12 protein-coding genes (1 of these 12 cut by a window edge) are annotated in these 13,329 nt (G+C 62.8%); 6 read left to right on the forward strand and 6 right to left on the reverse strand.

Annotated features, from left to right (window positions below; all coding sequences use genetic code 11):
- The 3 genes from FA04_RS25245 to FA04_RS25255 form a co-directional block, all read right to left on the reverse strand.
- On the reverse strand, positions 1 to 452 hold the start of the coding sequence (locus tag FA04_RS25245; protein WP_034800107.1) for an enoyl-CoA hydratase/isomerase family protein. The gene continues 607 nt to the left of window position 1, outside the view; only the first 452 of its 1,059 coding nucleotides appear in the window; the start codon lies at positions 450 to 452; its stop codon lies beyond the left edge, outside the window.
- Positions 453 to 475: 23 nt separating this feature from the next.
- Entirely contained in the window at positions 476 to 1,618 is a 1,143-nt protein-coding gene (locus tag FA04_RS25250; protein WP_029742745.1) for an isobutyryl-CoA dehydrogenase, read from the reverse strand.
- 117 nt (positions 1,619 to 1,735) lie between these two features.
- Complete coding sequence (locus tag FA04_RS25255; RefSeq protein ID WP_034800105.1) at positions 1,736 to 3,154, reverse strand: helix-turn-helix domain-containing protein; 1,419 nt, start codon at positions 3,152 to 3,154, stop codon at positions 1,736 to 1,738.
- A 156-nt stretch (positions 3,155 to 3,310) separates the two neighbouring features.
- On the opposite strand from FA04_RS25255, the gene FA04_RS25260 reads away from it, so the two are divergent.
- The 5 genes from FA04_RS25260 to FA04_RS25280 all read left to right on the forward strand — a co-directional run bounded on the left by FA04_RS25260 (position 3,311) and on the right by FA04_RS25280 (position 10,701).
- On the forward strand, positions 3,311 to 4,843 hold the full coding sequence (locus FA04_RS25260) for an acyl-CoA carboxylase subunit beta (RefSeq protein WP_034800104.1): 1,533 nt from the start codon (positions 3,311 to 3,313) through the stop codon (positions 4,841 to 4,843).
- A gap of 35 nt (positions 4,844 to 4,878) precedes the next feature.
- Positions 4,879 to 5,145 carry a hypothetical protein gene (locus FA04_RS25265; RefSeq protein WP_034800118.1) on the forward strand — a complete coding sequence of 89 codons (267 nt, stop codon included), beginning with the start codon at positions 4,879 to 4,881 and terminating at the stop codon, positions 5,143 to 5,145.
- 30 nt (positions 5,146 to 5,175) lie between these two features.
- Positions 5,176 to 7,179 carry an acetyl-CoA carboxylase biotin carboxylase subunit gene (locus FA04_RS25270; protein ID WP_034800103.1) on the forward strand — a complete coding sequence of 668 codons (2,004 nt, stop codon included), beginning with the start codon at positions 5,176 to 5,178 and terminating at the stop codon, positions 7,177 to 7,179.
- A 40-nt stretch (positions 7,180 to 7,219) separates the two neighbouring features.
- The gene (scpA, locus tag FA04_RS25275) at positions 7,220 to 9,358 is read left to right on the forward strand and encodes a methylmalonyl-CoA mutase (RefSeq protein ID WP_034800101.1); all 2,139 of its coding nucleotides are present in this window, start codon (positions 7,220 to 7,222) and stop codon (positions 9,356 to 9,358) included.
- A gap of 80 nt (positions 9,359 to 9,438) precedes the next feature.
- Positions 9,439 to 10,701, forward strand: a complete 1,263-nt coding sequence (locus FA04_RS25280) for a hypothetical protein (RefSeq protein WP_034800100.1) — start codon at positions 9,439 to 9,441, stop codon at positions 10,699 to 10,701.
- Here the strand turns inward: FA04_RS25280 and FA04_RS25285 are convergent.
- From FA04_RS25285 to FA04_RS25295, 3 genes are read right to left on the reverse strand one after another with little or no spacing between them, the layout of a single operon-like run.
- Entirely contained in the window at positions 10,682 to 11,221 is a 540-nt protein-coding gene (locus FA04_RS25285; RefSeq protein ID WP_034800098.1) for a hypothetical protein, read from the reverse strand. The genes FA04_RS25280 and FA04_RS25285 overlap by 20 nt on opposite strands.
- Positions 11,222 to 11,232: 11 nt before the next feature.
- Positions 11,233 to 11,826 carry a hypothetical protein gene (locus FA04_RS25290; RefSeq protein WP_051659534.1) on the reverse strand — a complete coding sequence of 198 codons (594 nt, stop codon included), beginning with the start codon at positions 11,824 to 11,826 and terminating at the stop codon, positions 11,233 to 11,235.
- Entirely contained in the window at positions 11,823 to 12,422 is a 600-nt protein-coding gene (locus tag FA04_RS25295; RefSeq protein ID WP_034800096.1) for a hypothetical protein, read from the reverse strand. The genes FA04_RS25290 and FA04_RS25295 overlap by 4 nt, the downstream gene beginning before the upstream one ends.
- 287 nt (positions 12,423 to 12,709) lie before the next feature.
- Between FA04_RS25295 and FA04_RS25300 the strand changes: the two genes are divergently transcribed.
- Entirely contained in the window at positions 12,710 to 13,300 is a 591-nt protein-coding gene (locus tag FA04_RS25300) for a VOC family protein (protein ID WP_034800095.1), read from the forward strand.
- Positions 13,301 to 13,329: the final 29 nt, after the last annotated feature.

The raw sequence follows: 13,329 nt of genomic DNA on the forward strand, positions 1-13,329 counted from the left end.
CCGACATCCGGGAAGTAGCCGATGCCGGTTTCGGGCATTGCAAGCCTGGTGCGCTCGGTAACGATCCTATGGCTGCCGTGGGCGGAGATTCCGACGCCACCGCCCATGACGATGCCGTCCATGATGGCGATATAGGGCCTACGGTAGCCGGAGATGCGGCTGTTGACGACGAACTCCTCGCGCCAGAACTGGGCGCCCTCCTCCGGGCGCTCGCGGCCGCTCTCATAGATCATTCGGATATCACCGCCGGCGCAAAGCCCGCGCTCGCCCTCGCCGGTGACAAGCACGGCAGCGACCGCCGGATCGTTCTCGAATTCGGTCAGGGCCGCCGCGATTAACCGGATCATCGGCACGTTGAGGCTGTTCAGCGCGCGCGTGCGGTTCAACCGGATCCGGCCGACCGCGCCCTGGCGCTCGACGATCACTTCCGGTGCTGGCGTCTGCATTTCCATGAGCGGTCTTTCCCGTTTCTGGCCTATTTCCGGCCGATAAGCGAACGCGCCACGATGAGGCGCATGATCTCGTTGGTGCCTTCCAGGATCTGGTGCACCCGAAGGTCCCTGACAATCTTCTCGACACCATAATCGGCGAGATAGCCATAGCCGCCATGAAGCTGCAGCGCGTCGTTGGCGACGGCGAAGCAGCGGTCGGTGACGAAGCGCTTGGCCATGGCGCAGAGCTTCGTCGCTTCCGGGTCGCCCGCATCGAGCGCCGAAGCGGCACGCCAAAGGAAAGTGCGGGCGATTTCGAGATCGGTCGCCATGTCGGCGAGACGGAACTGTAGCGCCTGGAATTCGCCGATCGCCTTGCCAAAGGCGCGCCGCTCCTGAACGTAGGCCAGCGCCCTTTCGAAGGCCGATTGAGCACCGCCGAGCGACGCGGCGGCGATGTTCAAGCGACCGCCATCGAGCCCGCCCATGGCGATCTTGAAGCCGTCGCCTTCGCCGCCGAGGCGATTTTCAGCGGGTACGCGCACGCCGTCGAGCATGACGGCGCGGGTCGGCTGCACGTGCCAGCCCATCTTCTTCTCGTTGGCGCCGAAGGTCAGGCCCGGCGCATCCTTCTCGACGATGAAGGTCGAGATCCCCTTGGGGCCGTCTTCGCCGGTGCGCGCCATGATCACATAGAGGCCGGATTCACCGGCGCCGGAGATGAACTGTTTCTGGCCGGTCAGCACATAGCTGTCGCCTTCCTTGACCGCCTTTGTCTTCAGCGCCGCCGCATCCGAACCGGAACCGGGCTCGGTCAGGCAGTAGCTCGCGAGCACGTCCATGGTCAAAAGCTTGGGCAGCAGCCGCTGGCGCTGCTCGTCGGTGCCATAACGGTCGATCATGCCGGCGCACATATTGTGGATCGACATGAAGGAGGCGACGGCGGGGCAGCCGGTCGCCAACGCCTCGATGATGATCGCAGCGTCTAGCCGGGTCAGGCCCGTGCCGCCGACATCGTCACGGACGTAGATGCCGGCCATGCCGAGTGCGGCGGCGCCGCGCAACGTGTCGACCGGAAAATGCTTCTGCTGATCCCAGTCGATCGCGTGAGGGGCAATCTCGTCGCGGGCGAAATCGAGCGCCATCTGACGAATGGCCTCCTGTTCCTCCGACAGGCGAAAATCCATATGCATGTCCTCCCTGACCGCATAGTCGAGCAATTAGGGCCTAGTTACACCAAACCTCCGGCAGGCCCATATGCAACTTCTCACAGGGTCTGTTCAAAAATGGACAGACAAGCCCAATCAGCTCTCACTTAGACGATACGGCAGAGCGCCGCGTAAGTCATGATCCACAATCAGGCGACGCTTCAATGGCGGTACGGCCCGGCTGGCGCATTTCGTGCGCTCGCAGATGCGACAGGAAATACCGATCGGGTCGAAGGCGGCGCGGTTGCCGAGATCCATGTCGTCGGCATAGACGAAAGCATCGGCGTAGGAGATCTCGCAGCCGAGCGCCAGCGCATAACGCGGCTGCGCGGCGCGGAAACCACCGCCACCCTTGGTGATCTGGGTGGCGAGACAGAGGTAGCGCACGCCGTCAGGCGTTTCGGCGAGTTGCCGGATGATCCTACCCGGAGTCTCGAAGGCCTGGTGCACGTTCCAGAGCGGACAGGCGGCACCGAAGCGGGCGAATTGCAGCTTCGCGGCGCTATGGCGCTTGGTGATGTTGCCGGCGCGATCGATGCGGGCAAAGAAGATCGGAATGCCCTTCTGCCCCGGTCGCTGCAGGGTCGAAAGGCGGTGACAGACCTGCTCCAATGAGGCGCCGAAACGGGCGGCGAGCAGCTCGATATCGTGCCGCAAGTCGCGGGCGGCTTTTGAGAACGCCTGATAGGGCAAGATGAGCGCACCGGCGAAATAGTTCTGCAGGCCGATGCGACAGATCTCATAGGCCTCTTCCGTGCGGAAACCGGCGCTGCCGGCCACCCGGTCGATCTCCTCGCGGGCATGAAGCTGGGCGATCTGCAGGGCGATCTGAAAGTCGCGCGTCGCTGGCGGCGCGTAAGGATTGAGCGTCAGGATACGGGCACGCGGATCGAAGCGACGGATCGCCTCGTCGCCGGCAGCACCGCGCACAACACGGACGCCATGTCGTTGCTCCAGATAGCTTGCAAGCGCTGCATGATTGTCGCCTTCGCCGAGCCCGAGTTCGCTCGCCAGCCGCTCCGCGAGTATATCAATCTCGTGGATGTAGTTGTCGACGAAATGGAAGAAGTCGCGCACTTCCTCATAGGGCGTCGTTTCGACGAAGGGACCGCCGCGGCCGATGGTGTCGTCGATGCTCGCAAGCTGTTCGCTGTTGCGGCGGTAGGCCTGGTGGCAGGTGATCAGTGCATGCGCCAGGCCTGGCGCGTTCTGGGCAACGAGCTTCAGCTCCTGCAGGCTCGCCGAATAGGTCTCGAACAGGGGGTCGCTGAGCGCTTCGGAGAGCGCCGAAAGCAGGCGATCGCCCTCCCCGGTCGAAAGCTCGGCGATGTCGATCTGGAATTTTTCGGCGAGCGCCAAAAGCACCGCCGCCGAAACCGGCCGCTGGTTGTTTTCGATCTGGTTGAGATAGCTGGTGGAAATACCGATGCGTTCAGCGAACTGACCTTGCGTCGCCTTGTTCGCTTCCCGCAATTCCCTGACCTTACGGCCGATGTAGAGCTTGCCGATCGCCATGTTTGCAACTTTGCAATTACGTTTCACAAAATACTCTATTTCACATTTGCACATGAAGAGACGTTTTTCCATGCCGTCTTCGACGCTATTGCGAAGCTCGAAGCGCCTCTGCACAATCGTTGAAAAAGCCGGGCATCAAAAAATCGGGAGGGCACCATGCGCGCCATACTAGAACAGGTCGAAGCCCGCAGGGCGGAAGCAAGAGCCGGCGGCGGCCAGCGGCGGATCGATGCCCAGCACGGCAAAGGCAAGCTGACGGCGCGCGAACGCATCGTGGTGCTGCTCGATGAAGGCTCCTTCGAAGAATACGACATGTACGTCACGCACCGCTGCGTCGACTTCGGCATGGAAGGCCAGAAGGTCGCGGGCGACGGCGTCGTCACCGGCTGGGGCACAATCAATGGCCGCCAGGTCTATGTCTTCTCCCAGGACTTTACGGTGCTCGGCGGTTCGCTGTCGGAAACGCATGCGCAGAAGATCTGCAAGATCATGGATATGGCTGTACGCAACGGCGCGCCGGTCATCGGCCTCAACGACTCGGGCGGCGCCCGCATCCAGGAAGGCGTGGCCTCCCTTGCCGGCTATGCCGAGGTCTTCCGCCGCAATGCCGAAGCCTCGGGCGTCATCCCGCAGATCTCGGTCATCATGGGGCCCTGCGCTGGCGGCGCCGTCTATTCGCCGGCCATGACCGACTTCATCTTCATGGTGCGTGACTCCTCCTACATGTTCGTGACCGGGCCCGACGTCGTAAAGACCGTGACCAACGAGATCGTCACGGCCGAAGAACTCGGCGGTGCGGGCACGCACACGAAAAAGTCCTCCGTCGCCGACGCAGCCTACGAGAACGACATCGAAACGCTTGAGCACGTGCGCCTGCTCTTCGATTTCCTGCCGCTCAACAACCGAGAGAAGCCGCCGGTCCGTCCCTTCCACGACGACCCGGCGCGGCTCGAAATGCGTTTGGACAGCCTGATCCCCGATAGCGCCACCAAGCCCTACGACATGAAGGAACTGATCCTTGCGCTCGCCGACGAAGGTGATTTCTTCGAGCTGCAGCAGAGCTTTGCCCGCAACATCATCACCGGCTTCATCCGCATGGAGGGCCAGACAGTCGGCGTCGTCGCCAACCAGCCGATGGTGCTTGCCGGCTGCCTCGATATCGACAGCTCGCGCAAGGCCGCGCGTTTCGTACGCTTCTGCGACGCCTTCTCGATCCCGATCCTGACGTTGGTCGACGTGCCCGGCTTCCTGCCTGGCACGGCGCAGGAGTATGGCGGCGTCATCAAGCACGGCGCCAAGCTGCTCTTCGCCTATAGCCAAGCGACCGTGCCAATGGTGACGCTGATCACCCGCAAGGCCTATGGGGGCGCCTACGACGTCATGGCCTCCAAGCACATCGGCGCCGACGTCAACTATGCCTGGCCGACCGCCGAGATCGCCGTGATGGGCGCCAAGGGCGCAACCGAGATCCTCTACCGCTCGGAACTCGGCGATGCCGAGAAGATTGCGGCGCGCACCAAAGAATACGAGGAGCGCTTCGCCAATCCGTTCGTCGCCGCCGAGCGTGGCTTCATCGACGAAGTGATCATGCCGCATTCGTCGCGTCGCCGCATCGCTCGTGCCTTCGCATCCTTGCGCAACAAGCAGGTCGATGTCCGCTGGCGCAAGCACGACACGATCCCGCTCTGATGGAGGCGACGATGGAACGGGAGCCGGAACGCGTAATGACACCGGAAGAGGCCCGACGCGACCACTGGCAGATGCTGCGCTACATGACCGTCAACGCGCTGATCGGCGTTGCGATCGGGGCCATAACGGCCGGCGTGCTGATCTGGCTCAATATCGGCGCGGTCGGCACGCACATCATACGCTCGACGAGCCCGGTACTCGCAACCCTCATGGTCGTGGTGCCTTTCGCGTTGCTCTTTGGAGGTGCTGCCGCAGCATCCTCGATCGCGCTTCTGCCCTATCGCCGCAAGTTCAAACGCTGACGCGCAGTCCGGATTTGAAAGAGAAACAAGATGTTCAAGAAAATCCTCATCGCCAACCGTGGTGAAATCGCCTGCCGCGTCATAAAGACTGCGAAGAAGCTCGGCATCGCAACGGTCGCGGTCTATTCCGACGCCGATCGCGACGCGATGCATGTGCGCATGGCGGATGAGGCGGTGCATATCGGCCCCTCGCCCTCGGCGCAGTCCTATATCGTCATCGACAAAATTATCGATGCGATCCGCAAGACCGGCGCCGATGCCGTTCATCCGGGCTATGGCTTCCTTTCGGAAAATGCCGCCTTTGCGCAAGCCCTGGAAAAGGAAGGCGTTGCGTTCATCGGCCCGCCGGTTGGAGCCATCCAGGCGATGGGCGACAAGATCACCTCGAAGAAGCTCGCGGCCGAAGCGGGTGTCTCCACGGTTCCGGGCCATATGGGTCTGATCGAGGATGCCGACGAGGCGGTTCGGATCGCCGGTTCGATCGGCTATCCCGTCATGATCAAGGCTTCGGCCGGTGGCGGCGGCAAGGGCATGCGCATCGCCTGGAACGACCAGGAGGCACGCGAAGGCTTCCAGTCGTCGAAGAACGAAGCGAAGAACGCCTTTGGCGATGACCGCATCTTCATTGAGAAATTCGTGACCGAGCCACGCCATATCGAAATCCAGGTACTCGGCGACAAACACGGCAATACGCTTTACCTGGGCGAACGCGAATGCTCGATCCAGCGACGCAACCAGAAGGTCATCGAAGAAGCCCCCTCGCCCTTCCTCGACGCCGAGACCCGCAAGGCCATGGGCGAACAGGCGGTCGCGCTCGCCAAGGCCGTCGGCTATCATTCGGCCGGTACCGTCGAGTTCATCGTCGACGGCAAGCGCAATTTCTACTTCCTCGAAATGAACACCCGCCTGCAGGTGGAGCATCCGGTGACCGAGCTCATCACCGGGCTCGATCTCGTCGAGCAGATGATCCGTGTTGCGAGCGGCGAAAAACTAGCCTTCGGCCAGGACGACGTAAAGCTCAATGGCTGGGCGATCGAAAGCCGGCTCTATGCGGAAGACCCCTACCGCAATTTCCTGCCGTCGATCGGTCGGCTGACGCGCTATCGTCCCCCGGTCGAGGGCAGACGCGAAGATGGCACGGTGACACGCAACGATACCGGCGTCTTCGAGGGCGGCGAGATCTCGATGTATTACGACCCGATGATCGCCAAGCTCTGCACCTGGGGGCCGGATCGCAAGACGGCAGTCGATGCCATGGCCGATGCGCTCGATCAGTTCGAGGTGGAAGGCATCGGTCACAACCTGCCGTTCCTTGCAGCCGTCATGCAGCAGCAGCGGTTCCGAGAGGGCCGGCTGACCACGGCCTATATCGCCGAGGAATTCGCCGACGGCTTCCACGGCGTTGCGGCCGACGAGCAGTCGCTTCGCAAGATCGCAGCCGTCGCCGTATCGATCAACCAGGTGCTGCAGGAGCGCGCCAGCCAGATCTCCGGCACGATCGGCAATCACCGTCGCATCGTCGGTCACGACTGGGTGGTCAGCCTCGGCGATCACAACTTTGCAGTCACCGCCGGCGCGTCTGCCGATGGTGCCTATGTCAGATTTGCCGACGGCGCCTCGGTTACGATCGCCGGTGACTGGGCTCCCGGCCGCACCCTTGCCACCTTCAATATCGACAATGAGCCCTTGAGCGTCAAAGTCGATCGGGTTGGAACCGCCATCCGGCTCCGCTGGCGCGGCATCGACACCATTGCCCACGTCAGAAGCCCGCGGGTTGCGGAGCTGGCGCGGCTGATGCCGAAAAAGCTGCCACCGGACACGTCGCGCATGCTGCTCTGCCCCATGCCGGGTGTCATCACCTCGGTCACGGTCAAGGCCGGCGACACCGTGGAGGCCGGGCAGGCTCTTGCCGTGGTCGAAGCGATGAAGATGGAAAACATTCTGCGCGCCGAAAAGAAGGCCGTGGTCAAGCGCGTGGCGGTCGCCGCCGGCGCCAGCCTCGCGGTCGACGAACTGATCATGGAATTCGAATGATGGCGACGGCTGTCGACGCCATCATCCAGGAGAACATCCGATGACCGAAAAGACCACCAAGGACTGGGAAACGCTCGCCGAGCGTGAACTGAAGGCAGCGCCGGAAAGCCTCACCTGGCAGACGCCCGAGGGCATTGCGGTGAAGCCGCTCTATACGGCCGGCGACCTCGACGGCATCGATCATTTGGATTCGCTGCCGGGCTTCGAGCCTTTCGTGCGTGGTCCGCGCGCGACCATGTATGCCGGGCGTCCCTGGACGATCCGCCAATATGCCGGATTTTCCACGGCCGAAGCTTCGAACGCCTTCTATCGGAAGAATCTCGCGGCCGGACAAAAGGGCCTTTCCGTCGCCTTCGACCTTGCGACCCATCGGGGCTACGACAGCGATCATCCGCGCGTCGAAGGCGATGTCGGCAAGGCAGGGGTTGCGATCGACTCGGTCGAGGACATGAAAATCCTGTTCGACGGCATCCCGCTCGACGAGATGTCGGTCTCGATGACCATGAACGGCGCGGTCATTCCGATCCTCGCCTCCTTCATCGTCGCCGGCGAGGAACAGGGCGTTTCGCGCGACAAGCTCTCGGGGACCATCCAGAACGACATCCTCAAGGAGTTCATGGTCCGCAACACCTACATCTACCCGCCGGAACCCTCGATGCGCATCGTCGCGGATATCATCGAGTATACGGCGAAGGAGATGCCGAAGTTCAATTCGATCTCGATTTCCGGCTACCACATGCAGGAAGCCGGCGCGACGCTGGTGCAGGAGCTTGCCTTCACGCTCGCCGACGGGCGCGAATATGTGCGGGCTGCCCTTGCCAAGGGGCTGAACGTCGACGAGTTCGCCGGGAGGCTTTCGTTCTTCTTCGCCATCGGCATGAATTTCTTTATGGAAGCGGCGAAGCTTCGGGCGGCGCGGCTGCTCTGGACCCGGATCATGAAGGAGTTCGAGCCGAAGAAGCCGTCTTCGCTGATGCTGCGTACCCATTGCCAGACCTCGGGCGTCTCGCTGCAGGAGCAGGATCCCTATAACAACATCATCCGCACCGCTTTCGAGGCGATGTCGGCCGCCCTTGGCGGCACGCAATCGCTGCACACCAACTCCTTCGACGAGGCGATCGCACTGCCGACGGAGTTTTCAGCGCGCATCGCCCGCAACACGCAGCTGATCCTGCAGCACGAGACCGGTGTCACCAAGGTCGTCGATCCGCTTGCCGGCTCTTACTATGTCGAGAGCCTGACCAATGAACTCGCGGAAAAGGCCTGGGCGCTGATCGAAGAGGTCGAGGCGATGGGCGGCATGACCCGTGCGGTCAACGCCGGCCTGCCGAAGCGACTGATCGAAGAGGCCGCGACCCGCCGCCAGGCCGCGGTCGACAAGGGCGAGGAAATCATCGTCGGCGTCAACAAGTACCGGCTCGACAACGAGGAGCCGATCGACATCCTGGAAATTGACAACAGCGCCGTGCGCGCCGCGCAGATCCGTCGCATCGAGGAGACGAAGCGGCGGCGCGACAGCGCAAAGGTGAAAGAGACCCTGGCCGCGGTTTCAAAGGTCGCCTCGACCGGCGAAGGCAACCTCTTGGCGGCCGCCGTCGAAGCGGCGCGGTCGCGCGCGACCGTCGGCGAAATCTCCGATGCGATGCGCGGCGCCTTTGGTGACCATGCCGCAACGCCCAAGGTCGTCAGCAAGATCTATGGCAAGGCCTATGAGGGCGAGCCTGAACTCGAGGTGCTCTCCGGCCGCCTCGACGAGGTTTCGGCGAAACTCGGCCGCAAGCCGAAAATCATGGTCGCCAAGCTCGGCCAGGACGGCCACGACCGGGGCGCCAAGGTGATCGCGTCGGCCTTTGGCGACATCGGCTTCGACGTGCTTGCCGGCCCGTTGTTCCAGACACCGGAGGAAGCGGCCGACATGGCGCTTGCGAACAAGGTCAATGTCATTGGCGTCTCTTCGCTCGCAGCCGGCCATAAGACGCTGATGCCGCAATTGGCCGAAGCGCTGAAAAAGCGTGGCGGCGAGGATGTCATCGTCATCTGTGGGGGTGTCATCCCTCGCCAGGACTATGACTATCTCATGGAGAACGGCGTGTCGGCGGTCTTCGGCCCCGGCACCAACGTGCTCGATGCGGCACGCGCGGTGCTCGACCTGATCGAGGGCAAGCGCCGCAACATCTGACGCCGGGCGACGCGGAGGACATTGTCTCTCCGCCCGCCCGAGCGGTTGTCGTTACCGGCCGACGCAACTATGGTGTCGGCATGACGTCGATCGCCGAAGTGTTCGGACCCTTTGCCCTGATGGCGCGCCTTCTCGCCCGCTTCTGGCCGCAGCTCCTGCTGATCGGCGCCTGCGGCGCCATTGTGCACGATCTCCTGATGCGGGCAGCCGTCTGGATCGGGATGCAGCATCCGCTCGGCGGCATGGTCACGCTCTCCCTCGTCGTGTTGGCGAAGCTCGTCGTTATCGTGCTGATGTTCATGGTCCTTCGCCCGGGCTTGCCGGCGCTCGAAGCGCTCCGGCAGCAACCGGCTGCGGCGCCTGTCGAGAGCAAGGTGCCGAAGGCCGAGCGCAGGCTGCTCGCCGTCACCGCCGCCGCCCTGCTACCGTTCTTTGCCTACTACGCCGCCTGGGGTTTTCTCGGCGATACCGTGCGCGAATATTCGCGATCAGCGCTTGCTGCCGTCGCTTTCGGCGAAAAAGCCAACTTCTTTGATATTCTGGGGTCGCGCGGCGTTCTCGTGTCGATCGCGCTCTGCTGGCTTGTACGCTGGGGCGCAAAACGCATGAGCAAGCTGAGCGAAGCGCCCGTCTGGCGTCTTCTGATTGTAGCCGCAGATGCAAGCTGGATCTTCATCGGTCTCTACGGCCTGTCGGTCTGGAAGGACCAGGTGATCACCTGGCTAGGCGCCGGCAAGCTTCTGAGCATGAACGGCTTCGCCTTCGCCGGCATTGCGCATGCCGCCGAGACCTTCGTGCCGGTGGAATTGAGAAAACCTGACTGGGATAGCCAGGCCACAGGCCTGTTCTTCTATGCGCTCCTTCCGGTCGTCTGGCTGGTCATGGCGGCCATCATCAACGGCTACGAGCTTTCGAGCGCAACACCGCGCACCCGGCCGACATCGCCAAAGCCGCGCCGCGCCCGCACGCTGCGCAAATGGGTCGCCGATTTTCTCGACCACTTCATCAGCGATTATCGCTCCCGCTATGCGCCGATCTGGACCTGCCTGAAGCTGACGCTCGGCTCGGGGCTGGCGGCACTTTTCGCCTTTATCATCGCCTACAATGCCATTGCCTGGCTCGGCGCCTGGACCTGGTACGCGGCAACACGGACGCTGGACGTGGCAGATCTTGCGAGCTGGCGGCTCGTTTTCGATGCCGTGAGCCTTTTCATCGGCAGCCCCAGCGATCTCAACGGCGGCATCGTGCTCGATGCCCTGCGCATCACCCTGCTGGCGGCGATGCTCGAACACGCCGTTTCCCGTCAGGCCGAGAAAGTCGAGATCAACTACGCGTCCACTTGAACACCAGCGTCTCGTCACTGGCGCCGGGAAATTCGATCCGCAGCGAAAGGTCCCGCGCCTCCGCCGGAACGATGAAGCTCTCGGCCATGCGGACGGGGCTGCCGGCCTTGGCATCCGTAAAGGCCAGGACACTGCAGCGCGGACGCTCGGCCACCTCCGGATACATCTCTCGCACGATCGGCTCGGTCAGGGTGACCGGTTCGAAGCGGCGCCCTTTGTCGTCGATCAGTCGAACGCGGCAGGCGCCCTTCGACAAAGCGGCGAGATCGGTCGGCGATGCCTCGAATTCGGTAAGAATGACGCGTGCGTCGTCGGTGCGCGGCAGGCGTCGCATATCCATAAGCTTCCATTGCCCGCCGGCGAAGGCCTGCGCCGCTTCATCCGCAACGACGACTTCCGGGCTACCGCCGGCGAGCCATTGGCTCTCACCAAGGCTTTCCCATGCGCGGGCGACGAAGGCGAGCGGCAGCGCGACGATCAACGCGAGCAGGCAGGTCCAGAAGGTGCGTTTCTCGCTCATGACTACCTCCCTCAGTGCGCGGCCAGTGTCCAGGGCGCCCTGCTGCCGCTGCGCGCAATGGTGACAGACGGCTTGATCTCGGCCGGCTTCTTGTCGCCGAGCGCAATCGACAGCTCCTCGGCGAGCGGCGACACACGACTGCGTGCAACGAGCAGCGTGCCCTGGTCGACGGCCGCCTCGGGAAGCTCGAAGGCAAGAAGCACCGGCCTTGGCAGGCCGGGTTCGAGCCGCTCCGTCGGCAGATAGCCCGGCACGGTCGAGAACCGCTGGCTCAACGCGTAGCGCACACCATTGCTCGCCAGCCATTCCGCAGACATCAACGTCATCGTTTCCGTCTTGGAAACGGCCGCGCCCTCGATGACCAGCCAGATGCCGGATGTGGAGAAGTCCTTGACCCGTCCAAAACTTTCGACCTTGAGCTGTCGTGCCAGATGCACATTGGCTGCGCCGAAAGCGAAGTCGCGCGTCTCCACCCGCTCGCCGACAGCACCGCGAATGGCGATCGGCGCGGTGATGTCGCCGTAGCCGGGGGTACTGTTTCGCATCCCATAGAGCGCGGCGATTGCAAGGCCGCAAAGCAGCAGCGTACGGAAAGCCGACATCATTGCTCCGTCGTCTCCACAGCTTGCGTCACCGGCAACTCGACGACCGCGGCCTCGCCGTCATCGAACCAATTCGGCGCGCCGTAGAGATTGTCACGTGGCTTGTAGATCTGTTTGCCGATCGCCAGCGAAAGCGTTTGCGGTTCCGGGCGGTCCGCCGGCCACTCCCAGGCCGCGACCAGTTTTTCCGGCATGTTCGGATTGATCGCACTGGCGATCCACTTGTCCCTCGCAAGGTAATAGGTGGGCTTGGGCTGCAGCGGAGCGACGTCATCCTTGATCGTGATCAGGTTCATGAAGACGTTGCTGCTGGCCACGGACCGGTTGTCGAGTTCGAGATCCACAAGGAGGAACCTCTTCGGCTCGAACGGTTTGGTGCCGGTTGGCGGCAGAGACGACATATGGGCGCCATTGATGGTCACCCGCCAACGGCCCGTGTCGACGACCTGGTCTTTACCTATGACCGGAACAGGAACCGGATTGGCTGCATCATAAACCGCCGAAGCAAAGGAAATCGCAGCCGCCGCCATGCCGCCGATACCGGTGACAAGCATGATCAGCAGGCGCTGCCTGATCTTCGACCGCCGCATGACCGGCATCTGTCCTCCATCCACCCTGCGGATACTGCAACCGGAAGATAGGAAAGTTTGCCGAGGAAATCAAAACACGCGTGTCGGAAACGGTTTCTTCGGCAGGCACAACCTCAGAACGAAGGTCGGGTGGGCTAAAAGCTGTGCATTGCCCAGCCACAACACGTTTGCCGCCCGCCAACCCACCCGTGATTGGCGCTTGCCTTCTGCCCGCGACGGGCGACAATTGCATGCGGTGGAAAGCGGTGCCAGGAGCCATTCGGCCCACATTCTCCGCCGAACCCAGGAGGCCGGCTATGCGCAAACTGCAATCGCAAGGCGTTCACCACATCACGCTTGTCGGGGCGGACCGTCAGACGTCGATCGATTTCTGGGAGGGGCTGCTCGGCATGCCCTTCATTTTCGAGCAACCGAACCTCGACCGGGCGAGCGAAAGCCACCTCTATTTCGATCCGGGCGACGGCCGCCTGATCACCGTCTTCACCGACGAGAACCGCACGCCGGATCCCGAGCGCACCCCGACCGACATGGGCTGTGTGCATCACATCGCCTTTGCTGTTTCGCGCGCGACATTCAACCAGGCGGTGGAGCGGCTCGACGAGCGAAAGATCCGCCACAGTGGCGTCAAGGATCGCGGCTTCATGGATTCGATCTACTTCGAAGATCCGCTTGGGCTGCTGGTTGAACTTGCCTCCTATCGCTTCGAGCCGCCGGCCGGTCACAGCCATGCCGAAGTCCTGATGGAAGCGCATAGGATCAGGACTGAACGCGGCGACTATAACATCGCCGAGGTCCATCTCGCCGATGCGATCGAAGCCCTGAACGAACGCTCTCGGCCGACGCTGTCGCTCGATCGCCAACCGAAGAACCCATACGGACCGCGATAGGGTCGCACTTGGTGAGATCTGTAGCCAAG

It is taken from the genome of Ensifer adhaerens (assembly GCF_000697965.2).
Classification (GTDB): Bacteria; Pseudomonadota; Alphaproteobacteria; order Rhizobiales; family Rhizobiaceae; genus Ensifer; species Ensifer adhaerens.